We start from the raw sequence: 20678 nt of genomic DNA, 5'->3' as shown, positions 1-20678 counted from the left end.
GGTAACCCATGCTCATCGGTGTTCACCCGCTGCTGTCACCCGACCTGTTACACGCATTGCGGTCCATGGGACACCGCCACGACATCGCCATCGTTGATGCGAACTTCCCGTGCGACCCCGACCATCGCCGCGTTGTGCGCCTCGACGGTGCCTCAGCCGCGGATGTCCTGGAAGCCGTGCTCACCGTCCTGCCGGTCGAGACCGAGGAGCCTGCCAGTGCGTGGCGCATGATTGCCTACGACGATCCCGCAATGATGCTGCCCATCTTCGATGAGTTCGCTGCACTCGTCCGAAGCCATGCACCAGACGGGGTCCTCGCGGCGGTCGAGCCCAACGAGTTCAAGCAGCGCGCCGGCGCGAGCTACGTCGTCGTCGTGACCGGGGAACAGCGACTCTACGGCGGCGTTGTGATCCGCAAGGGAGTTGTCACAGCACCGGACACGCGGACTGACCACCGTCGATGAGTCGGTCGCACCTCCTGGGCGACCTGACCCGGGAGCAGGGCGAACACTGCCTGGTAGCAGCAGGTCAGCACCCTGCGTCCTTGCGAGTGCTGCGCTCACGGCGTTCGGCGCGCAGCCAGGGGCTCCCCGCCTGCGTTCACCGGGCCCTGGCGCCAGTCCGCCCGCCCGATCGGGCCGCCAACTCAAACGTTCTCTCGGAACGAGCTACCAGCATGATCTTGTCGAGATCACCTCATTGCCGTACCGGCGTCGCCGTGAGCCCGCTCTGCTTGGCCACGATGATGTTCGGCCCGCGGGGCAACGCACGCGGAGCGGGTGGCCGCGCTGCGAGCCCCTCCTCGACGACGAGGACGCGTCGGACTATCGCGACGGAGGAGTCCCCGTCCGGACCGGCGCTCGCACCGCGCTGGCAGGCTCGCCGCCGATGCCCCAGTCGTCCGGGGACACCTCGATGATCCGACCCCGGACCGTGGGCCTGGAGGCATTGAGGATCTCCACGAGCAGATCGGTGAACCGGCGGAGCAGCTCGGCCCGTTGTGCGGCAGGCCGTCCCTCGAGGACGACTGCGGTGAAGTACGGCGCGGGCTCGCCTCCGTCGGCGACGAGCGTGCCCCCCACGGTCATCGCGCCGGGCTCGACGGGCGCGAGGTAGGTCCGGATCCGCTCGAGGGGGGAGTCGAGGACCTCGGCGTAGACCTCGGCGGCCCGGACCAGCAGCCTGCGACCCTGGTCTGGGGTGAACGTGCTTCGGACGAGATGGAAGTGTGCGATCGGCATCTCATTGCACCCCGTGCCGCGTGCCGCCGTCGACGGTGATCACGCCGCCGTGCAGGGCGGCGGCCTCGGGCTGCAGCAGGGTCGCCACGAGCCAGGCGATCTCGTCGAGCGTCGGCAGCCTGCCGAGGCTGGTCTTCGCCAGGTAGCCGGCCCGGACCTCGTCCTCGGCGACGCCGCGCTCCCGCGCCTGCGCGGCGATGATCGACTCCATGCGCGGGGTGTCGACCGGGCCGGGGGCGATGGTGTGGGTCGTGACGCCGCGGGGTCCGTACAGGGCGCTGATCTGCCGCATCAGGTTGAACACCGCTGCGTTCGCGGTGCCCGGCCCGGCATCCAGGGGGCCGGGCTCCAGGCCGAGGGACCCGGCGATCGCGACGAATCGCGAACCGGGCTCGAGGCTGTCCCGGACGCCGTGGAGCAGCCGCAGTAGGCCGCCGGCCTTGAGGTTCACCGCGGCCCCGAGGTCGTCGGGGGCGATGGTGTCCGCGGACCCGCGCACGGGCAGTCCCGCGGCGAACACGGCCATCCGGACGGGTCCGTCGACGCTGTCCCGGAGGGTGGCGATCGAGTCGTCGACCCCGATGTCGGCGACGCACGGCCGCACACCCGGGTTGTTCGCGACCAGCTTGGCCAGGGCCCCGGCGTCTCGCCCCACGGCAAGGACCGTGGACCCGGCGGCGGTGAGCCGGGCGGTGATCGCCGTGCCCATGGCCCCGCTCGCGCCGACCACGACGCACTGGCCGCTCACGACCCGCACCGCAGTCGCAGCATCACCGCGCGCGGTTCGGTGAAGAACTCGCGGGAGTACTGCCCGCCCTCGCGGCCGAGCCCGCTGATGCCCTCGCCGCCGAAGGGCAGGCGCAGGTCACGCTCGAAGAAGGTGTTGATCCACACCGTGCCTGCCCTCCAGCGTGCGGCCATTCGGTGGGCGCGATCGAGGTTCTGGGTGAACAACATCCCGGCCAGCCCGTAGGGCGAGTCGTTGGCGATGGCGAGCGCCTCCTCCTCGTTGTCGAAGCCGAGCACCGTCGCGACCGGGCCGAAGATCTCCTCGCGCGCGGTGCGGTCCTGGTTGGTGAGCCCGGTCAGCACGGTCGGCGGGTAGTAGAAGCCCGCGGCGTGGTCCGCGTCGGCGAGCCGCTCGCCGCCCACGACGACCTCAGCGCCCTCGGACCGCGCGAGCTCGACGTAGCCGTGGACCTTCTCCAGGTGTCGCGCCTCGATGAGCGGGCCCATGAACGTGTCGTGGTTCTTGGGGTCGCCGACGACGAGGGCGCGGGCCTGCGCGGTGAAGCGGGCCAGGAACTCGTCGCGCACGGAATTCTGGACCAGCAGCCGGGAGCCCGCGAGGCAGACCTGCCCGTTCCCCGCGAAGATCGCGCGGATCGCGTGGGGGACGGCGACGTCGAGGTCGGCGTCGGCGAACACGATGTTCGCGGACTTGCCGCCGAGCTCGGCCGACACCGGCGTGTGGTTCGCCGCGGCGGCCGCCAGGATGTGCACCCCGGTCGCGGACGAGCCGGTGAAGGTGATCCGGTCGACGCGCGGGTCGGAGGTCAGCGGACCGGCGACCTCGTCGCCCCCGAATCCGTGTACGACATTCAACACGCCCTCCGGCAGGCCCGCGTCGAGCGCGATCTCGGCGAAGCGCTGCGCGGTGAGCGGGGTCTGCGGCGCGGGCTTGAGCACGACGGTGTTGCCGAACGCGAGCGCGGGCGCGATCTTCCAGGTCGCGAGCATCAACGGTGCGTTCCACGGGCTGATCGCCGAGACGACGCCGGCGGGCGGGTAGAGCGTGTAGGACAGCAGCGAGCCGTCCGGGTACGCCTCGTTGGGGGCCATCGCCGCGTAGTCGGCGAAGAACCGCAGGTTGAGGGCGACGCGGGGGATCTCGGCGTGCTGGGACTGGGTGATCGTCTTGCCGCCGTCGCGGGTCTCCAGCAGCGCCAGCTCGTCGCGGTGGGCGTCGACGGCGTCCGCCACGGCGTGCAGGATCGTGGCACGTTCCTTGGGTGACATCGTGGGCCATGGACCGTCGTCGAAGGCGGTGCGGGCGGCGGTGATCGCGGCGCGGCCGTCCTCGGCGGTACCGCGGGCGACGGTCGCCAGCAGCGAGCCGTCGTGCGGGTCTCGGGACTCGAACTCGACGCCGTCGGAGGCGTCGCGCCACTCCTTGCCGATCAGGTGCTGGACGGTCATCGTGGGACCCCCGCCGCGACGGGGGTCTGATAGGTGCGTCCGGCCAGCTCGGAGGCCACGTCGATGATCATGTCCTCTTGGCCGCCGATGACGCCGCGCCTGCCGAGCTCGAGCAGGATGTCGCGGGTCGGGACGCCGAACTTGGCGGCGGCGCGCTTGGTGGGGTGGAAGAAGGTCGAGTAGACGCCCGCATAGCCGAGTACCAACGCCGTCTCGTCGACGATCTGGGGCTCTGTCATCAGCGGTGCCACCACGTGCTCGGCGACCTCGATCAGTCGGAACAGGTCCACACCGGTGTCCCAGCCCGCGCGTTCGAATGCGGCCGCCAGAACTTCGGTCTGGGCGTTTCCGGCGCTGGCCCCCAGACCGCGCAGGGACCCGTCGATGAAGGTGGCGCCGTTCTCGGCGGCGGCAAGGGCGTTGCCGATCCCGACGCCCAGGTTGTTGTGCGCGTGAAAGCCGATCCCGGCTGAGACGGCCGCGTGCAGCGCTGCCACCCGGGCGCCCGCTTGCTGCGGGACGAGCGCACCGGCGGAGTCGACGACGTAGATGACGTCCGCGCCGTAGGAGGCCAGCTTGCGCGCCTGCTCCGCAAGGGCGCCGGGCTCGAGCTTGTGGCTCATCATCAGGAACGTCATGACCGTCAGGCCGGCGTCCTTCGCCCACTCGACCGGCTGCTGCGCGCAGTCCGCCTCGGTGCAGTGCACCGCGACGCGGACGGTGCGGATCCCCGCATCGACCGAGTTCTGCAGGTCGGTGAGTGTTGCGATGCCGGGGACGTAGAGCACGGCGATGTCGGCGTTCTCGACGGCCCCGACGGCGGCGCGTACGTAGTCCGGGTCGGTCTCGGCCGCGACGCCGTACTGGATGGACGAGGCGCCGATCCCGATGCCGTGGGCGACCTCGATCGTCGGGATGCCCGCCCGGTCCAGGCCACCGGCGATGGCGGCGACGTTCTGGGCGGTGAACCGGTGCGACACGCTGGACATGCCGTCTCGCAGGGTGGTGTCGACCAGGGTGATCCGGTTGCTCATGAGGTGGCTCCGGTGAGGGTCTGGGTGGCGAGGACGTCGGCCACGCGGACGGCGGCGGCGGTGATGATGTCGAGGTTCCCGGCGTAGGTGGGCAGGAAGTCGCCCGCTCCGACGATCTCGAGCATCACCGTGACCAGGTCGCCCTCGACGTCGACCAGGCGCAGCGTGTAGCCCGGCACGTACACCTGGACGCGGGCGACCATGTCGACGACGGCGCGTTCGACCAGCGCCGCGTCGGGCCGCCGGACCCGGGCGTAGACGGTGTCGCGCATGTTCATCGGCGGCTCGGCCGGGTTGATCACGGAGATGGCCTTGGCGCGGTCGGCACCCGCGACCTGGGCCAGTGCGCGGCCGGTCTTCTCGCTGAACTCGCTCAGGTTCTGCCGGGTGCCCGGCCCCGCGCTCTTCGAGGCGATGGCGGCGATGATCTCGCCGTACGACACGTCGGCGGCCTCGTTGATCGCGGCGAGGATCGGGATCGTGGCCTGTCCGGCGCAGGAGACCAGGTTGAGGTTCGGCGCCCCCAGGTGCTCGTGCAGGTTCACTGCGGGCACCACGTACGGGCCGACCGAGGCCGGGGTGAGGTCGATCGCGGTGATTCCCGCCTCCGCGTAGCGGGGTGCCGCGGCCGCGTGGACCCCGGCCGAGGTCGCCTCGAAGACCAGGTGGGGGAGCTCGGGCTGCGCGAGCAGCCAGTCGACCCCGCCCGCGGAGGCGTCCAGGCCCTCGGCGCGGGCGCGGCGCAGGCCTTCGCTGCCCGGGTCGATCCCGACCATGGCCACCGGGTCGACGTGCTCCGAGCGGAGCAGCTTGTACATCAGGTCCGTACCGATGTTCCCGGACCCGACGATCGCGGCTTTGAGCCGACTCATCCGTTCCTCCTCCGCGACGGCCCCTCCACGACACATCGGGGCGCTCGCCACCGACGCTAGGAAGCGGACCGGTGGCCGAGCCCGGTCGTCCGGGTGACCCGGACAGCACGGCAGGCCCTGCGCCCCTGCTGTCCGGGATGCCCGGACGGCGCTGGTCGGCGACCGACACCGGGTTGACCGTGACGGGCACCACGAGCGAGGCACCCCTCGCTCCCGGCATCGACACACAGGAGTACCGATGACCGACATCAGCCCGCCGCACGAGGTCTCCCACCTCGCCCGGGTGGAACTGCTGAGCCCGAAGCCGCAGGAGACGCTGGACTTCTTCACCCGCCTGCTCGGCATGTACGTCACCGGCCAGGACGGCGGATCCGTCTACCTGCGTGGGTACGAGGACCCGTACCCGTGGAGTCTGAAGATCACCGAGTCGCGCACGGCGGGGATGGGCCACGCCGCCCTGCGGACCTCCTCGGCCGACGCGCTGGAGCGTCGGGTCGGGTCGCTGCGCTCGGGGAACGTCGAGGGCACCTGGGCGGAGGACGAGTTCGGGTTCGGCAAGACCTTCTCCTACCAGAGCCCGGACGGCCACGACCTCGCCCTGGTCTGGGAGGCCGATACCTACCAGGCCCCGCCGGAGCTGAGGAGCAAGATCCTCACGCGGGCGTCGAAGAAGCCGTTGCAGGGCATCCCGATCAAACGCATCGACCACCTCAACCTGATGGCCTCGGACGTCACCGCGGTGAAGGAGTCCTTCGAGCGGCACCTCGGCTTCAAGACCACCGAGCGGGTCGTCGACGGCGCCACCGAGATCGGTGCCTGGATGACCGCCAACATCCTCGGCCACGAGGTCGCCTGCATGCGCGACGCGACCGGCGGGCGCGGCAAGCTGCACCACGTCGCCTTCTACTACGGCAACCAGCAGCACAACGCCGACGCCGCGGAGATGTTCCGGGAACACGACATCCGCATCGAGTCGGGTCCCGACCGGCACGGCATCACCCAGGGGCAGTTCCTCTACGTCTTCGAGCCCGGTGGCAACCGCATCGAGCTGTTCGGAGAGCCCGGCTACCTGCACCTGCAGCCCGATGCCGAGACCAAGACCTGGCTGATGTCGGACTTCGACACCGCACTGGCCATCGGCGGGGCGAAGCTGCCCATGGAGACCTACTTCACCTATGGGACCCCGAGCCCGTTGTCGCTGGAGGACCACGAGGCGCAGTTCAGCGCGCCCGCCGCCCAGCCCGCGCCCGCCGCCGTCTGAGAGGCCGACGATGACACTCACCGAGGACCACACGAGCACCCGGAACGACGTCCGGCCGATGACCGGGGACGAGTACCTGGAGTCGCTGCGCGACGGGCGGGAGGTCTACTTCCGCGGCGAGCGGGTCGAGGACGTCACCACGCACCCGGCGTTCCGCAACTCCGCCCGCTCGATCGCCCGGCTCTACGACGCCATGCACACGCCCGAGGCGGAGGGCGTCCTGTCAGTGCCCACCGACACGGGCAACGGCGGCTTCACCCATCCCTTCTTCAAGACCGCCACCAGCGCCGAAGACCTCGTCACCTCCCGGGACGCGATCGTCTCCTGGCAGCGCCTCGTCTACGGCTGGATGGGCCGGACCCCCGACTACAAGGCGTCCTTCCTCGGCACCCTCGGGGCGAACGCCGACTTCTACGGCGAGTACGCACCGAACGCGCGGCGCTGGTACAAGGAGACCCAGGAGCGGGTGCTCTACCTGAACCACGCGATCGTTCATCCGCCGATCGACCGGGACAAGCCCGCCGACGAGACCGCGGACGTCTGCGTCCACGTGGTCGACGAGACCGATGCCGGCCTGATCGTCTCGGGCGCGAAGGTCGTCGCCACCGGGTCCGCGATCACCAACGCCAACTTCATCGCGCACTACGGGCTCCCGTTGCGCAAGAAGGAGTTCGGCGTCGTGTTCACGGTGCCGATGGACTCGCCGGGCCTGAAGCTGATCTGCCGCACCTCCTACGAGATGAACGCGGCGCTCACCGGGACCCCCTTCGACTACCCGCTGTCGAGCCGGTTCGACGAGAACGACTCGATCATGGTGATGGACCGGGTCCTGGTGCCGTGGGAGAACGTGTTCTCCTACGGCGTCGAGGCGGCGAACAACTTCGTCATGGCCTCGGGCTTCCTGCCGCGCTTCACCTTCCACGGCTGCGCCCGCCTCGCCGTCAAGCTGGACTTCATCGCCGGATGCGTGATGAAGGCCGTTGAGCTGACCGGCACGTCGAGCTTCCGCGGCGTGCAGATGCAGGTCGGCGAGATCCTCAACTGGCGGGACATGTTCTGGGGTCTGTCCGACGCGATGGCCAAGTCGCCGCAGGAATGGGTCAACGGGTCGGTCCAGCCGAACATCAACTACGGGCTGGCCTACCGGACGTTCATGGGCGTCGGCTATCCGCGGATCAAGGAGATCATCCAGCAGACCCTGGGCAGCGGCCTGATCTACCTCAACTCGCACGCCGCCGACTGGAGCAACCCGGACATCCGGCCCTACCTCGACCAGTACGTCCGCGGCTCCAACGGGGTCGAGGCCATCGACCGCGTGAAGCTGCTCAAGCTGCTGTGGGACGCCGTGGGCAGCGAGTTCGGCGGCCGCCACGAGCTCTACGAGCGCAACTACGGCGGCGACCACGAGGCCGTGCGCTTCCAGACCCTGTTCGCCTACCAGGCCTCCGGCCAGGACCTGGCGCTCAAGGGTTTCGCGGAGCAGTGCATGTCCGAGTACGACGTGGACGGGTGGACCCGTCCGGACCTGCTGAGCAACACCGATCTCGAGATCGTCCGTAGGTGAGCCCGGTGGTGGCTCCGTCGTCGCTCGACATGCGAAAGGCGCTGGGCCGCTTCGCCAGCGGGGTCACGATCGTCACCACCGCTGAGGACCGCTGCGAGACGTCGATCCACGGGATGACCGCCAACGCGTTCACCTCGGTGTCGCTCGACCCACCGCTGGTGCTCGTCTCGATCGCCAACCGCGCGAGGATGAACGCCCGGATCACCGAGACCGGGCGCTACGGCGTCTCGGTACTCGCCGGGGACCAGGAGCCGCTCTCGCTGCACTTCGCCGGGGCCCCACAGGATGACCCGGACCTGGTCCGATTCGTCTGGCGCGGGGACGTGCCGCTGCTGGACGGGGCTTTGGTGCACCTGGCATGTTCGGTGGAGGCCTCGCACCCGGCGGGGGACCACACGCTGCACATCGGGCGCGTGGAGCAACTCTGGTACGACGACGGGCAGCCGCTGGTGTTCTACACCGGTTCCTTCCGGGCGCTGGAACTCCTGGGGCGAGACGACCCCTGGGGCTTCTGAACTCCGTTCGGATGCCGGTTTCTCAGCTCGGCGAGGAACCGACATCCGGGCTGTCCGGTGTCGATTTTCGGAATGCTCCCGGCGCCATTCCCACGCGCTTGCGGAACGTTCGGTGGAAATGTGAGTACTCGCGGAAACCGCAGCGGTAGGCGATCTCCTCCGCCGTCAGCGCCGTGGTGCGCAGGAGCTGGCGGGCCCGCTCCACGCGCTCCTGCAGCAGCCACTCGCTCGGAGTGGTTCCCGTGTCGGCGAACAGCGTCTGCAGCCGCCGCTGCGACGTCCCCAGCTCGCGGCAGACCGCGGCCATCGACCGGTCGGCGTCGTGCAGTCCCGCCCGCAGGACGGCTTTCGCGCGCTGGAGGTCCGCGCGTCGAGCCAGCTCCGCCGAGCCGGTGGCCGCGAGCCTCGCGGTCAGGGCCTCCATGAGCAGGTCCAGTGTGGAGCCGACCAGCACCGGTGAGGACCGCTGGACGCTCTCGGCGTCGAGGCGCGGCACCTGCTGGACGAACTGGCTGAGCATCCCGCCGATCCCGGAGCGTCCGGGGAGGGCGCGGGCGGTCGTCCCGGAGAGCGCGGACTCGGGCAGTCGGGCGAGCAGCTGGCCCCGCGGGACCCGCACCACGACCTGCTCGAAGTCCTGGGGCAGGCGGAACTCGAAGGGCTGCTCGCAGTCCAGGAGCGTCACCGCGCCGTCGCTCAGCACACAGGTGCGGTCGTCCTGGCGGACCTCCGCCAACCCCCGGGTGACCAAGCACAGCAGGAAGTCCGCCCGGCCGTCCGACGCGATCATCGCCGGCGTACGGACGACGGTGTGGGCGGCGGACTGCATCCAGGTGAAGTCCAGCCCGCCGACCGGCCGCGAGAACAGGCTGCTGTCGAACCGCTGGTCCGGCCGGGCGATCGTGAGGTCCAGCTCGCAGTACTGGCTGGCGATCGCGTCGCTCCAGACCGCACGCCCCTCGCGCGGGCCCAGCCCCGTGGTCGTCACCAGCGCGACAGAACCGCCGGGTGTGGTGCGCTCCACGCCAGGTTTCCGTGCGCCTGCAGCCATGTCGCGGATCCACTCCGATCCCTACCGTGACGAACGCGGTGACCCCGGCCACTCCATTCTAGCCCGATAGCGGGCGACTCGGTACAGGCGTTCTCCATGGTTGCCGGACACGAGCAGGGACGCTCGAAGGAGAAAGACATGGCGAATCTCCAGACGATTCAGAAGATCGGCCCGATCCTGGACCTGTTCACCGCGGAATGCCCCGAATGGGGAGTCCGGGAGGTCGCTGCGAGCGTCGGGATCCCGCGGTCGAGTGCTCATTCGGTCATGGCCAGCCTGGTCGATACCGGGCTCCTGCAGTGCCGGACCCGCGGCCGCTACCGGATCGGGTGGCGGGTCGTCGAGCTGTCCGAGGCCCTCCGCGGCACGGTCGACGTGCGGTCCTGCGCCACCCCGTTCCTCGACCGGCTCGTGGAGGGCTACGGCGAGACCACCCACCTCGCCGTGATGGAGCGCGGTCGGGTGCTCTACGTGGACAAGCTCCTCGGCACGCACAACATCTCCGTGCAGGGAGCCAAGGTCGGCTCGAGGCTGGAGGCGCACAGCACCGCAGTCGGCAAGGTGCTCCTCGCGCAGCTCGAGGAGGGCGAGCTGGACCGGATGATCGGGGCCGGGCCGCTGCGGCGGCTCTCGCCCACGACCATCACCGACCCGGTGTCGTTGCGGGCGATCCTGCGCCAGGTCGGCGGCGTCGGCTATGCCGTCGACCTGGGGGAGACGATCGCCGAGGTGTACTGCGTAGCCGCTCCGGTCCGCGACGAGCTCGGCTCGGTGGTCGCGGCGCTGAGCGTCAGCGTGCCCTCCACCCGCTTCCGGAGCCGGCGGGCCGAGCTCACTCGGGCCGTCGTCGACACCGCCCGCGCGGTGTCGCGCAGCCTGGTCGACGCCGACCCGCGCCCGACCGGGGTCGTGACCGTCGCGAGGAGTGCCTCGTGAGCAGCGCCGTCGTCGACAGCGAGATCGAGACCGTCCTCGCGGAGCGGCTGCTGCAGGTCTACCGGGACGGTAGGCCCGTCGCGCCCCTGAGTGCCGAGCTCGGTGCGGAGGTCGGCTTGGACCTGGCCTACCGGATCCAACAACGGCAGGTCCGGGAGTGGGAGAGCCGGGGCGACGTCGTCCGCGGCCACAAGGTCGGCTTGGCGTCCCGCGCCATGCAGCGCCAGCTGGGCGTCTCCCAGCCGGACTTCGGACATCTCACGGCGAGCATGTTCCACGCCGAGCATCAGCCGATCCCCGTCGACCGCTACCTGCAGCCGCGGATCGAGCCCGAGGTGGCGTTCGTGCTCGGTGCCCCGCTCACCGGGCCCGGCGTGACCGTGGCCGATGCGGTCCGGGCGGTCGAGTTCGTGCTGCCAGCCCTCGAGATCGTCGATTCTCGTATCGTGGACTGGCGGATCGGGATCTTCGACACCGTCGCGGACAATGCCTCGTCCGGCGGGGTCGTGCTGGGCAGTCGCCCGGTCCGCCTGGATCAGGTCGACCTCCGGCTGGCCGGCTGCACGCTGCACATCAATGGCGAGCTCGCCGTGACAGGCGCGGGCGGCGCCGTCCTCGGCTCGCCGCTCGCCTCCCTGGTGTGGCTCGCGAACACGGTCGGGCCGCTTGGCGTCACCCTCGAGCCGGGGCACGTCGTGCTGCCCGGCTCGATGACCAGGGCGTTTCCGATCGCCGCGGGGGATACCATCGTGACCCGCATCGCCGGCGTCGGGGACGTGACCGCGGTGCTGGCTGGGGAGGACCCGAGATGACCACGGCGTGGACCGTCGACACGGTGGCCGCCGAACTCCTCGCCGCAGCCGACGCGCCGCGTTCCCGCGGCTCGATCAGTGCCACGTGGCCCGGGCTCGACGTGGGTACCGCTTACGCCGCGCAGGACCGTGCACTCAGCCTGCGGTTGGCGCGCGGTGAGCAGCTCACCGGGGTGAAGCTCGGGGTCACCTCCCGTACCAAGCAGCGGCAGGTCGGCGTCGACCGGCCGTCCACGGCCTGGCTGACCGACGAGATGGTGCTGCCCGCAGGGGCCCCGGTCCCGCGGAACCGGCTCGTGCAGCCCCGGGCCGAGCCGGAGATCGCTTTTGTGATGGGCGAGCGCCTCGCCGGGCCGGGGGTCACGGCCGCGTCGGCGCTGCGGGCGGTGCTCTACGTAGTCGGTGCGATCGAGATCATCGACAGCCGGTTCTCCGGCTACGAGTTCTCGATGGCGGACGCCGTCGCGGACAACAACTCCTCCGGCTTCTTCCTCACCGGCCCGGTCGTCCGCCGTCCCGACACACTCGACCTGGCCATGGAGGCCTGCCTGCTCGAGGTCGACGGGGAGATCGTCGACTCCGCGACCGGGGCTGCCGTCTACGGCAACCCCGCCGAGGCACTCGCCTTCGCCGCCAACACCCTCGCCGAGCGCGGGCGGGCGATCGAGGCGGGCTGGACCGTCCTCACCGGCGGCATGACGGACGCCGCCCCGATCGCACCGGGAGCCCGGATCGCCGCGCATTTCACCCATCTCGGATCCCTCACCCTGGACGGAGGCGGACATGCCGATCATTGAGGTCACCCTCGCCGAGGGCCGCACCCCGGCCCAGCTCCGGGCGCTCATCCACGCGCTCACGGACGCCGCCCACCGCGCGCTCGATGCCCCGGTCTCCGCGGTCCGGGTGATCCTGCGCGAGACCCCGAGAACCCACTTCGCGGCGGGCGACGTCACACTCGCCGAGCGCAAACAGGCGACCTGACCTGCAGTCCCACCAACAGGTGATCGCGAAGATGTGCGCGAACATCGACCAGATCAGCAACGGCCGATTCCACGTCGACCTGATCTCCGCCACGTACCGCCCCGGGCGGAGCACTCAGGACGAGCCGGCGCCGACGATTCGGGCGGGCTTGATGTTCTGGTTGTGGTGGAAGACGTTCTCCGGGTCGTACCGCGCCTTGATCCGGGAGAGCCGGTCGTACTTCTCCGGGCCGTACGCAGCTCGGACGCGGTCCTCGTCGTACTCGTTCATGTTGTTGATGTAGCTGCCGGAGCTCATGCCGAAGGGGCGCATGTCGGTCCAGAACTGCCGGACCCACTTGCGGTCGTCGGCGAGTTCCGCGGCCGTCTCGCAGGTGGCGGTGATGATGAAGTGGGACGCGGCGTCGCGCGGGCTGGTGGTGCAGTTCGGGCAACGCCGCAGCCTCGCCCCCTTGCAAGCCGGGCGGGAGTCGGTGCCGGTGTTCGTCGTTGACCAGCTGTCCGACGTCGACCGATTGACGGATCAGATCATCGAGAACGACCAGCGCGTGGACCTGTCCACCGCGGAACGTGTGAAGGGGTGGGAGCAGCTCGCGGCGTTCGGGCTCGCGGCGTCGGTGATCGCGAAACGGACCGGGGCGAAGAAGGCGCAGGTGCAGACCGGGCTCAAGGTCAGCGCCTCGGAGCTGGCGGCGAAGGCGGCGCAGCGCTGGGATTTCCTGGACCTGGAGCAGGTGGCTGCGGTTGCGGAGTTCGAGGCTGATCCGGCGGCGGTGAAGGCGATCGTGGCGGCGGCGAAGTCGGGCCAGTTCGACCATGCCGTGCAGCGGCTACGCGATGACCGCGCCGACGCTGCGGCGCAGGAGGCCGTGCGCGTGCAGCTCGTCGAGGCCGGGGTGGCGGTGATCGAACGCGAGGAGATGGCGTGGCCGATGGGACGGCTCGACAACCACCACCTCGACGCGGTCGAGCACGCGAGCTGTCCCGGGCATGCCGCCTACGTGTCCACGGTCTGGAGCAGTGAGCTGCAGGGTCAGACCTTCGCGGCGATCTACGTGTGTCGTGACGTCGTTGCGCATGGTCATGTCGACCCGAAGACCGCCAACGCTGACGGGGGTGCGCGGACGCCGATGAGTGAGCAGGACAAGGCCGATCGGAAGGTGGTGATCGAGCGCAACAAGCAGTCGGCGTCCGCGACCACGGTGCGCCGGGACTGGCTGCGCGGCTTCGTGGCGCGTAAGAGTGCTCCGGTGGGGGCGGAGCGGTTCATCGCGACGGTCCAGATCGCTTCTTCTGCTTGCCGTCGGGGTCACGCCATCTGGCGAGCCATCGTCCGTCCCGCGTGTCCCTGACGGCGTCGTTGCCGAGATGCCGACGATGTAGGTGTCCTGGCGGGGAGTCGATCAAGACTCGTCGCGGCGGAGAGATTCTTGGCTCCGGTCACGTGCACAGCCTCGGCAGGCATGCCGTCTACCCGGGTGACCACGGATTGACCACGTGGAGACAGCACCTGTTCTGAACCGTGAGGGATCGGCTCACCAAGCGGATGGAGACCAAATGTTGCGCGTGCGGCGGGCTCGGCGGCTGGGCTTCGCACTGATCGTCGCCATCGGATTGTCGACTTGTCGCAGAAGCTGGCTGCAACCCACGTCGGCGGTGCCGTGGCGGGCTGCCCGGCGGCGCCCACCCGCACCCAGGTGAGGATGAGCACGCCGAAACCAGGACGAGCGGCCGGACCCGCACACTCGTTGGGCGAGGTGCCGGCCGCTCGTGCTGGCGGAGAGCTCGTGGCCCGCCGTGTGGGTTGATCAGCAGCCGATCAATCCCCGGATGCGACTTGCGTCGGCGATCAGCTGGTTTGCCGTGGCTGTCGGGATCTTCTTGCCGGACTGGGCCTTGACCTCGTTGATGAACCCGGTCAGAGAGCTGCAAGTACCCGCGGTGTCACCCGCGGCCAGGGAGCTCCGCGCGGAGGCGATCTTACTGGAGAGGCTGTTGCCCGGGCCGACACCCTGAACGGCGCTCGCGAGAGCACTCAACTGCGCCGCAGCGCCGTTGTTGGCAGGCACCGTGTAGGAGATCGTGATCGATGCCGGGTCGCCGGCCACGCTCACCGTGCCGCCGCTGGGGACGAGTGATGACCCGCCGCCCCCACCGCCGGCCGACACGGCGTCGCCGCCGCCGCTTCCGGCCGTGTCGCCGCCCGAGCCGCCACCATAGAGCCCGCCTCCGCCGGCGCCGGCAAATCCTGATGTGCTGGCACCAACGCCCTGTGTGCCGGCGTTGCCCGTGCTTTGCACCTGTCCGTCAACTGACGAGGTTCCGCCGACTCCTCCCGCGCTCGCGGTTCCGGCGCCACCGCCGGTGCTCGCCCCTGTCACGCCGGGACACACCTGTCCGGGTCCGCCCGCGCTGCCTCCGTTGCCTCCATCGCCGCCGGGCAGGCGCGCCGCGTCGCAGGCGCCTGCGGTGGATGCTCCGCCGCCACCGCCCGCGGCGACCACGACGCGGGACGCCAATGACCCCGCGGCGCTCTGCGTCTGCGTTCGGACATCGGACGCGCCACCGCCGCCGCCGGCGAACAACGGGTTGCTGCCGCCGCCGTTGAACCCCCCGTTGCAGGTCACGGTCGAGTAGCAGTTGCTGCCGCCGGTTGCTGCTCCCCCAACCTCGACGTAGAGCACCTGGCCTGCGGACAAGCCGGGCAGAGTGCCGCTCACCCGGGCCCCTCGCGATGGGGTGTTCCCGTCGACGCTCACGCCTCCGCCACCGCCAACCGCGACGACCTGTACCTGGGTGACTCCGGACGGCACCGTGAACGTCTGCTCGGAACCGGTGGAGCTGTAGGAGCAGGTCACCACCCCGCCACTGCTGGGAGCGGAGCAGGGATCGGCCGCCCATGCCGTGCCGGCCAACGGCATCACGCCGACGCCCACCACGAAGGCCGCTGTAACCGCGCACCTCCGGAGCCATCGAGATCGGCGCCCTGCAGATTCGAACAAGTCGTTCATAACCCGGCCCCTAACGTCGCGCGTACCTGCACGTCGGCCGTTGCTCGTCGCGTCGCGGAGCGGCTCGTCGAGCGCTCCACCGACCCTGACTCCAGCCCACGCGGGCAATCTCGAGATGCCGAGTAGGTACGTCGGGATCCACCCTGCGGCGTTACGGGTTGGCCCAATCCGTTGAATGTGTCGGCGCGGGCTCGACCCTGCTGCATCAGGGCTGGGGCGAGCCCTGCGACTCCGACAGTGACGGCGATGGTGGCTCAGGGGCGGCTGGACGAGCACCACGACCAGTCCGGCGAGCATCGCCAGTGCGACCGAAGGTTCCCGCAGTCGGCGGGGCAGCAGCAGTGCTCCGAGCAGTCGGACGACGACCACGACGCTCAAGGCGATTGCCGCCACGATGCCGGGCCACCCGGCCAGCGCCCACTGCAACAAGCCGATGGTGCAGCGGGGCGTGCTCGGCACTCGAGGACGAGAACGGCGTTGCTGCGGGTCGTGGGAGCGGTGGAGACGCTCTCGCACCGGCGGCGACGGGTCCGGTTGCACGTCTGCGACGGCGGCGCTGCACCGACTCGTCGGGAGACCGTCGCTGCCATCGCGGAGCTGTCCGGGTTGGTGGACCACGTTGCCATCCGATGGGCGGATCGGGCTCTACCGGATACCGAGGTGCTGCTGGTCAGCCGTTCGGTCGGGCCCCTAGGTATTAGGTAGGCGCGGTTGCCTCGAGATGAGTAGGCCTTGTCAGCCAACACCCGGTTCGGGCGCGAGCGGGCCCGACCTGATCCCACTCGAGCCACCCGGATGCGTTCCAGAACCGTGACGAGCTGCGGGCTGGCGCCTCGCTGCGTCGAGATCGCGCTGCAGGTAGATGTCGAGGAAGGTCGACGTGCGCAGCGACATCGCCGCGCCGTTCTGCTCCTTCACCGCGGCCAAGTAGCCGAAGTAGACCCACTGGATCGCCTCCTGCCCGGTGGCTGCCGGGCCCGAGATGTCGATGCCGTAGGAGGCGGCCATGGTGTGGAGGTCGCCCAGTGCTCTGATCTGCTCGGCGAGCTCCTCGCGGTCCCGGATGACGTCCTCGCTGGAGGTCAGCGCGTCGAGTGCGGCCTTGACCATTCGCTTGACTGCGACGAGCCGGTCCACGCCGTAGAGCGCGACCCGGCGATAGTCACCGATGATGCGGCCGCGGCCGTAGGCGTCCGGTAGCCCCGGTGATGATGTGCGAGCGCCGCGCCGCGAGGATCTCTTCGGCGTAGGCGTCGAAGACACCGTCGTTGTGGTCTTGCGGTACTTCGTGAAGTTCTCCTCGACCCGCGGGTCGATCGCGTAGCCGTAGGTCGCCAGGCTGGTCTCGACGACGCGCCAGCCGCCGTTCGGCATGATCGCGCGCTTCAGCGGCGCGTCCGTCTGCAGGCCGACGATCAGCTCGCTCTCGCGGTCGATCCACCCAGGAGCGTGCGCGGTGATCGATGACGGGGTGTGGGCGTCCACGTCGTAGACGCCCCGCTCCCGTTCGGCCGGGAACATCGCGGTGAGCCGCGCCCACACGGCTCTCGTCCGCGCGGTCGCACCAGCCAGGAACGAGGCATCACCCTCGTAGAGCGTGTAGTTGTCCTGCAGGATCCGCCGGGTGTCGATCGCATCGCGCCACGTCGTCCCGTGGAAGCCGCGCCACGGGTCTTGCCGCTCGGTGCCGGCAGCAGAGCAGAAGGTCCCGTAGGTGCCAGTCGGATGGCGGGGGCAACACAAGCCAGGTTCAGGGGGCTCACCTGCATCGCAACACAGCGGGCCCGCGGGGTCACGACGATCGCCGACGATCGCCGACGATCGCCGCGCCCATCCCGTTGACCCGCTGCGGGAGGGCGCTTGGTCCGCGGCTCGCCGCTTTCAGCCGACCGCAGCGGCTCCGTTCGAAGCCACCGCCGGAACCGGTCGACCGGCAATCGGGGCCGTCGGCGCAATGGCTGCAGCCGCCGTCTCTCGTGCGAGGAAGGAGCCGAGCTCCCCGATGGTGCTCATGAGCGGGGCGGGGAACACGACAGTGGTGTTCTTGTCGACGCCGATCTCGACGAGGCTCTGCAGGTTGCGCAGCTGCAGCGCGAGTGGGTGCTGCATCATGATGTCGGATGCCTGACCGAGTGCCTCGGCTGCCAGGGACTCGCCCTCGGCGTTGATGATCTTGGCGCGCTTCTCCCGCTCTGCCTCGGCCTGGCGCGCCATGGCGCGCTTCATGCTGTCGGGCAGCTGGATGTCCTTCAGCTCCACCAGCGTCACCTCGACGCCCCAGTCGACGGTGGTGACGTCGAGGATCTCGCGGATGTCCTTGTTGATGCGGTCGGTCTCCGAGAGAGTCTCGTCGAGGGTGTGCTGTCCGACGACCTTGCGCAGCGTGGTCTGGGCGATCTGGTCGATGGCGGCGTAGACGTCCTCGATGGCGACGACGGACTTCACCGCGTTGACCACCTTGAAATAGGCGACGGCCGACACGTCGACGCTCACGTTGTCGCGGGTGATGATGCCCTTGGGACTGGATCGGCATGGTGATGATCCGCAATGACACGCGGTGCAGGACGTCGACGATCGGGATGATCAGGCGCAGGCCGGGATCGCGGGCGCCCAGCACGCGGCCGAACCGGAACAGCACGCCTTGCTCGTACTGCTTGACGATCCGCACCGCCAGCCACATCGCCACCAGGGATGGCGGCCACCACGACGACGAAGACGGTGACGGCGGTGCTCATGAGGTCTCCCCGACGTGCGAGCGGACGACGGCCACCGGGCAGGGGGCCTTGTGCAGGAGCGCGTTGCTGACGGATCCGAGCACCACGCCGGCGAAGTCGCCGCGGCCTCGCGAACCCACGACGATGAGCTGGGCCCGTGCTGCCAACCTGAGCAGGGAGTGGGCCGGGTTGTCACGGGTGATCTGTCGCTCGAGGGCTACGTCGGGGAACTTCTCCGACCACCGGGCGAGCCGCTCGGACAGGCGTGCGCTTTCCTCGGCCTCGATCGCAGGCCAGGAGACCATGACCGACGCCATCGCGGGATCGAAGGCCATGTCCGACCAGGTGTGGGCCGCGATGAGCGGCACCTTGCGGGCTGCGGCGGCCTCGAAGGCGAACGCGAGCGTCGGGTCGCCGGCCGGGGTTCCGTCGACACCGACGACGATGGGGAGGAGCGCGGTCTCTGCCGGGTCCCGCTCCGGCCCGCGGACGACGACGACGGGGCACGACGCGTGAGTGGCCAGTGCGACGGTCACCGAGCCGAGTAGCAGCCCCTCGATCCGGCTCAGCCCGCGATCGCCGATCACGACGAGCTGCGCGTGCCGGGACTCGACCTCCAGGACGTGCAGTGCGGATCCCGCCACGAGCTCGTGCTCGACCTCGATGCCGGGCGCTTCCTGCTCGGCCACGACGACCGCGGCGGCGAGCTGGATGCGTGCGCGGTCGGTCATGACGTCCACATAGGCGTTGCCATGGCCGGCGCGGTCGGTCCCGACCGGCCAGCCGAAGGCGATGACCAGCCGCAGCGTTATCCGGCGCCGGGCAGCTTCGGCGGCGCCCCAGCGCACCGCACGCAGCGCGCAGGGCGAGCCGTCGACGCCGACCACCACGGTCTGGCGGATGTCGGGGCTGTGCATCGTTTTGCGCTCCTCGGGATCGGGTTGCACCTGACGGTCCTCGCGAACAGCGGAGCGCGGCAGCGGCACTCGGCCCGCGCGGGCGGGGTCCTTCGACCTGTCCGGTACCGGGCGTTCAAGGCAGCGGCGGATCAGCCCGCAACGGAAGGGATGGACCGAACGGCCCGTTCCGGACCTATCGGCGGTCCGCGCAAGCCATGTCCGGCGCGCCGAGTCGCCGGACGTCCGTCGCCGCCTCCCCGTGAGGATGTGCCGGGCCGTGGAGCCTCGGCCTCGCGCTGCGGCGGCGTGGATCTTCGCAAGCACGTTGGCGATGTAGGTCGACCTACCGCAGCCGGCCCGCGTACCTCGACGCGAGCCGCGCGGGCGCCGTGACCTGGACCTGGTCCTCGGGTCGGCACGGGCCCCCGTCACCACGAGGGAGAGCGATCTCCTGGAGGAGGCTGCAGCCGCGTTGCTGGCGGCACCATCGACGGGGACGAACGAGCACTCTCGTCGGGATGTGATCAGCCATCGGTGGGGCCGCCTCTTCAGAGGCGTTCGATGCGGTCGGCCTGCGGGCCCCGGTCGCTCTGACGCACCGCGTACCGGACCCGGTCACCCTTCTGCAGCGGCTCCGACCCCATGATCACGGACACGTGGGCGAAGAGATCGTCGCCGCCTGCGTCCGGGGTGATGAAGCCGAAGCCGCGGTCGCCGTCGTAGCGCGCGACGACGCCCTCGCCGCCTCGCACGGGCACGTCCCGCGCCGCCGGCCCTGCGGCCGCGGCAGGTGCCGACCGCTGCGGCGCCGTCTGGGGCTCGGCGCCCCGGACCAGGTGCACGTCGCGGGCCTGCGGGCCCTTGTCTCCACTAGCCACCTCGTAAGCGACGCGGTCGCCCTCCGCGAGCCACGTCAGCCCCTCGGCCAGTGCCCGGGCGTGAACGAAGACGTCCTCGGCGCCGGAGTCGGGGTTGATGAAGCCGAAGCCCTTGCCCTCGTCGTACCAGGCCACCGTGCCGTCGGCACCGTCCGCGGTGCCGTCCGCGGCGCCCAGTCCGGCCCCCGCTCCCAGCGGGATCACGTGCCCGGCCTGCGGGCCGCGCTCGCCTTCGACGATCAGGAAGGCCACCCGCTGCCCCTCGGTGACCACGCCGCCGGTCACGATGGCGGAGCTGTGCACGAAGATGTCGGCGCCGCCGCCGTCCGGCGACGCGAAGCCGTACCCCTTGCCCGGCTCGTACCAGTTGACGGTGCCGAGCAGACCCACGGCGCTGCCGGTGGCCGCATCGGCGGTGACGCGAACGCGCAGCGCCTGGGGCCCGCGGTCGTTCTCGCCGACCTCGAACACGACGGCCTGACCCTCGCGGAGCACTTTCGCGCCGCCGTCCCCGACGATCTCGGAGGCGTGCACGAACACGTCCGGCGAGCCGTCCTCGGGCGCGAGGAAGCCGAAACCCCGTTCGGCGTCGAACCAACGGACGGTTCCCTGCGGCATCAAAGGCTCCATGTAGAGAGGGCGGGCACTGGCCCCCAGTCTCTCTGACGGACCTCGCGGTCCGTCGGGCCGGGCCCACAGGCGGGCGGTGCG

21 protein-coding genes and 2 pseudogenes are annotated in these 20678 nt (G+C 70.4%); 9 read left to right on the top strand and 14 right to left on the bottom strand.

Annotation, left to right across the window (positions count from 1 at the left end):
* Window positions 1–8: 8 nt before the first annotated feature.
* On the top strand, window positions 9–464 hold the full coding sequence (locus ACFPFQ_RS34985; protein WP_379626679.1) for an RbsD/FucU family protein: 456 nt from the start codon (window positions 9–11) through the stop codon (window positions 462–464).
* A gap of 360 nt (window positions 465–824) precedes the next feature.
* Here the strand turns inward: ACFPFQ_RS34985 and ACFPFQ_RS34980 are convergent, their stop codons facing one another.
* Genes ACFPFQ_RS34980 through ACFPFQ_RS34960 form a run of 5 tightly spaced genes read right to left on the bottom strand, consistent with a single transcriptional unit; the run spans window position 825 to window position 5346 of the window.
* Complete coding sequence (locus ACFPFQ_RS34980; protein WP_379626677.1) at window positions 825–1241, bottom strand: tautomerase family protein; 417 nt, start codon at window positions 1239–1241, stop codon at window positions 825–827.
* Between the two features lies 1 nt (window position 1242).
* Window positions 1243–1989 (bottom strand): SDR family NAD(P)-dependent oxidoreductase, encoded by a 747-nt coding sequence (locus tag ACFPFQ_RS34975; protein WP_379626675.1) that lies wholly within the window; start codon window positions 1987–1989, stop codon window positions 1243–1245.
* Window positions 1986–3440 carry an aldehyde dehydrogenase gene (locus ACFPFQ_RS34970; RefSeq protein ID WP_379626673.1) on the bottom strand — a complete coding sequence of 485 codons (1455 nt, stop codon included), beginning with the start codon at window positions 3438–3440 and terminating at the stop codon, window positions 1986–1988. The genes ACFPFQ_RS34975 and ACFPFQ_RS34970 overlap by 4 nt, the downstream gene beginning before the upstream one ends.
* On the bottom strand, window positions 3437–4474 hold the full coding sequence (gene dmpG, locus ACFPFQ_RS34965) for a 4-hydroxy-2-oxovalerate aldolase (RefSeq protein WP_379626671.1): 1038 nt from the start codon (window positions 4472–4474) through the stop codon (window positions 3437–3439). Before dmpG ends, ACFPFQ_RS34970 begins: the two co-directional genes overlap by 4 nt.
* Window positions 4471–5346: an acetaldehyde dehydrogenase (acetylating) gene (locus tag ACFPFQ_RS34960; RefSeq protein WP_379626669.1), complete on the bottom strand. Its 876-nt coding sequence runs from the start codon at window positions 5344–5346 to the stop codon at window positions 4471–4473. The genes dmpG and ACFPFQ_RS34960 overlap by 4 nt, the downstream gene beginning before the upstream one ends.
* Window positions 5347–5584: 238 nt before the next feature.
* Here ACFPFQ_RS34960 and ACFPFQ_RS34955 point away from each other — a divergent pair, with 238 nt between their 5' ends.
* The 3 genes from ACFPFQ_RS34955 to nphA are packed head-to-tail and all read left to right on the top strand — an operon-like array spanning window position 5585 to window position 8686.
* Window positions 5585–6607: a VOC family protein gene (locus ACFPFQ_RS34955; protein WP_379626667.1), complete on the top strand. Its 1023-nt coding sequence runs from the start codon at window positions 5585–5587 to the stop codon at window positions 6605–6607.
* Window positions 6608–6617: 10 nt separating this feature from the next.
* A complete protein-coding gene (locus tag ACFPFQ_RS34950) occupies window positions 6618–8171 on the top strand; it encodes a 4-hydroxyphenylacetate 3-hydroxylase family protein (RefSeq protein WP_379626665.1) in 1554 nt (517 codons plus the stop codon).
* 29 nt (window positions 8172–8200) lie between these two features.
* Window positions 8201–8686 (top strand): NADH-dependent flavin reductase, encoded by a 486-nt coding sequence (gene nphA / locus ACFPFQ_RS34945; protein ID WP_379626769.1) that lies wholly within the window; start codon window positions 8201–8203, stop codon window positions 8684–8686.
* A gap of 22 nt (window positions 8687–8708) precedes the next feature.
* Here nphA and ACFPFQ_RS34940 read toward each other — a convergent pair whose 3' ends face one another.
* Entirely contained in the window at window positions 8709–9710 is a 1002-nt protein-coding gene (locus ACFPFQ_RS34940; protein WP_379626663.1) for an AraC family transcriptional regulator, read from the bottom strand.
* Between the two features lie 165 nt (window positions 9711–9875).
* Here ACFPFQ_RS34940 and ACFPFQ_RS34935 point away from each other — a divergent pair, with 165 nt between their 5' ends.
* The 4 genes from ACFPFQ_RS34935 to ACFPFQ_RS34920 all read left to right on the top strand — a co-directional run bounded on the left by ACFPFQ_RS34935 (window position 9876) and on the right by ACFPFQ_RS34920 (window position 12466).
* Entirely contained in the window at window positions 9876–10673 is a 798-nt protein-coding gene (locus ACFPFQ_RS34935; RefSeq protein WP_379626661.1) for an IclR family transcriptional regulator, read from the top strand.
* Window positions 10674–10759: 86 nt separating this feature from the next.
* Entirely contained in the window at window positions 10760–11485 is a 726-nt protein-coding gene (locus ACFPFQ_RS34930; protein ID WP_379626767.1) for a 2-keto-4-pentenoate hydratase, read from the top strand.
* Window positions 11482–12282 (top strand): 2-keto-4-pentenoate hydratase, encoded by an 801-nt coding sequence (locus ACFPFQ_RS34925; protein WP_379626659.1) that lies wholly within the window; start codon window positions 11482–11484, stop codon window positions 12280–12282. Before ACFPFQ_RS34930 ends, ACFPFQ_RS34925 begins: the two co-directional genes overlap by 4 nt.
* Complete coding sequence (locus ACFPFQ_RS34920; RefSeq protein ID WP_379626657.1) at window positions 12269–12466, top strand: tautomerase family protein; 198 nt, start codon at window positions 12269–12271, stop codon at window positions 12464–12466. Before ACFPFQ_RS34925 ends, ACFPFQ_RS34920 begins: the two co-directional genes overlap by 14 nt.
* Window positions 12467–12580: 114 nt before the next feature.
* On the opposite strand, the gene ACFPFQ_RS34915 is transcribed toward ACFPFQ_RS34920, so the two are convergent.
* Complete coding sequence (locus ACFPFQ_RS34915) at window positions 12581–12778, bottom strand: BBE domain-containing protein (RefSeq protein ID WP_379626655.1); 198 nt, start codon at window positions 12776–12778, stop codon at window positions 12581–12583.
* 70 nt (window positions 12779–12848) lie between these two features.
* Between ACFPFQ_RS34915 and ACFPFQ_RS34910 the strand changes: the two genes are divergently transcribed.
* The gene (locus ACFPFQ_RS34910) at window positions 12849–13817 is read left to right on the top strand and encodes a ParB/RepB/Spo0J family partition protein (protein WP_379626653.1); all 969 of its coding nucleotides are present in this window, start codon (window positions 12849–12851) and stop codon (window positions 13815–13817) included.
* A gap of 456 nt (window positions 13818–14273) precedes the next feature.
* Here ACFPFQ_RS34910 and ACFPFQ_RS34905 read toward each other — a convergent pair whose 3' ends face one another.
* The 7 genes and pseudogenes from ACFPFQ_RS34905 to ACFPFQ_RS34875 form a co-directional block, all read right to left on the bottom strand.
* Window positions 14274–15404 (bottom strand): hypothetical protein, encoded by a 1131-nt coding sequence (locus tag ACFPFQ_RS34905; protein ID WP_379626651.1) that lies wholly within the window; start codon window positions 15402–15404, stop codon window positions 14274–14276.
* A gap of 807 nt (window positions 15405–16211) precedes the next feature.
* Window positions 16212–17219, bottom strand: a complete 1008-nt coding sequence (locus ACFPFQ_RS34900; protein WP_379626649.1) for a pyruvate formate lyase family protein — start codon at window positions 17217–17219, stop codon at window positions 16212–16214.
* A gap of 138 nt (window positions 17220–17357) precedes the next feature.
* Window positions 17358–17969 carry an SPFH domain-containing protein gene (locus ACFPFQ_RS34895; protein WP_379626647.1) on the bottom strand — a complete coding sequence of 204 codons (612 nt, stop codon included), beginning with the start codon at window positions 17967–17969 and terminating at the stop codon, window positions 17358–17360.
* Window positions 17970–18054: 85 nt separating this feature from the next.
* Window positions 18055–18156, bottom strand: a pseudogene (locus ACFPFQ_RS34890) (slipin family protein); the annotation flags it as partial.
* A gap of 51 nt (window positions 18157–18207) precedes the next feature.
* A complete protein-coding gene (locus ACFPFQ_RS34885; protein WP_379626645.1) occupies window positions 18208–19107 on the bottom strand; it encodes a universal stress protein in 900 nt (299 codons plus the stop codon).
* 530 nt (window positions 19108–19637) lie between these two features.
* On the bottom strand, window positions 19638–20357 hold the full coding sequence (locus ACFPFQ_RS34880; RefSeq protein WP_379626765.1) for a cold-shock protein: 720 nt from the start codon (window positions 20355–20357) through the stop codon (window positions 19638–19640).
* A gap of 30 nt (window positions 20358–20387) precedes the next feature.
* Window positions 20388–20585: pseudogene (locus ACFPFQ_RS34875) on the bottom strand (cold-shock protein); the annotation flags it as partial.
* Between the last annotated feature and the right edge of the window lie 93 nt (window positions 20586–20678).

The organism is Pseudonocardia sp. GCM10023141 (assembly GCF_042653605.1).
This window is presented reverse-complemented; position numbering and strand designations above follow the sequence as displayed.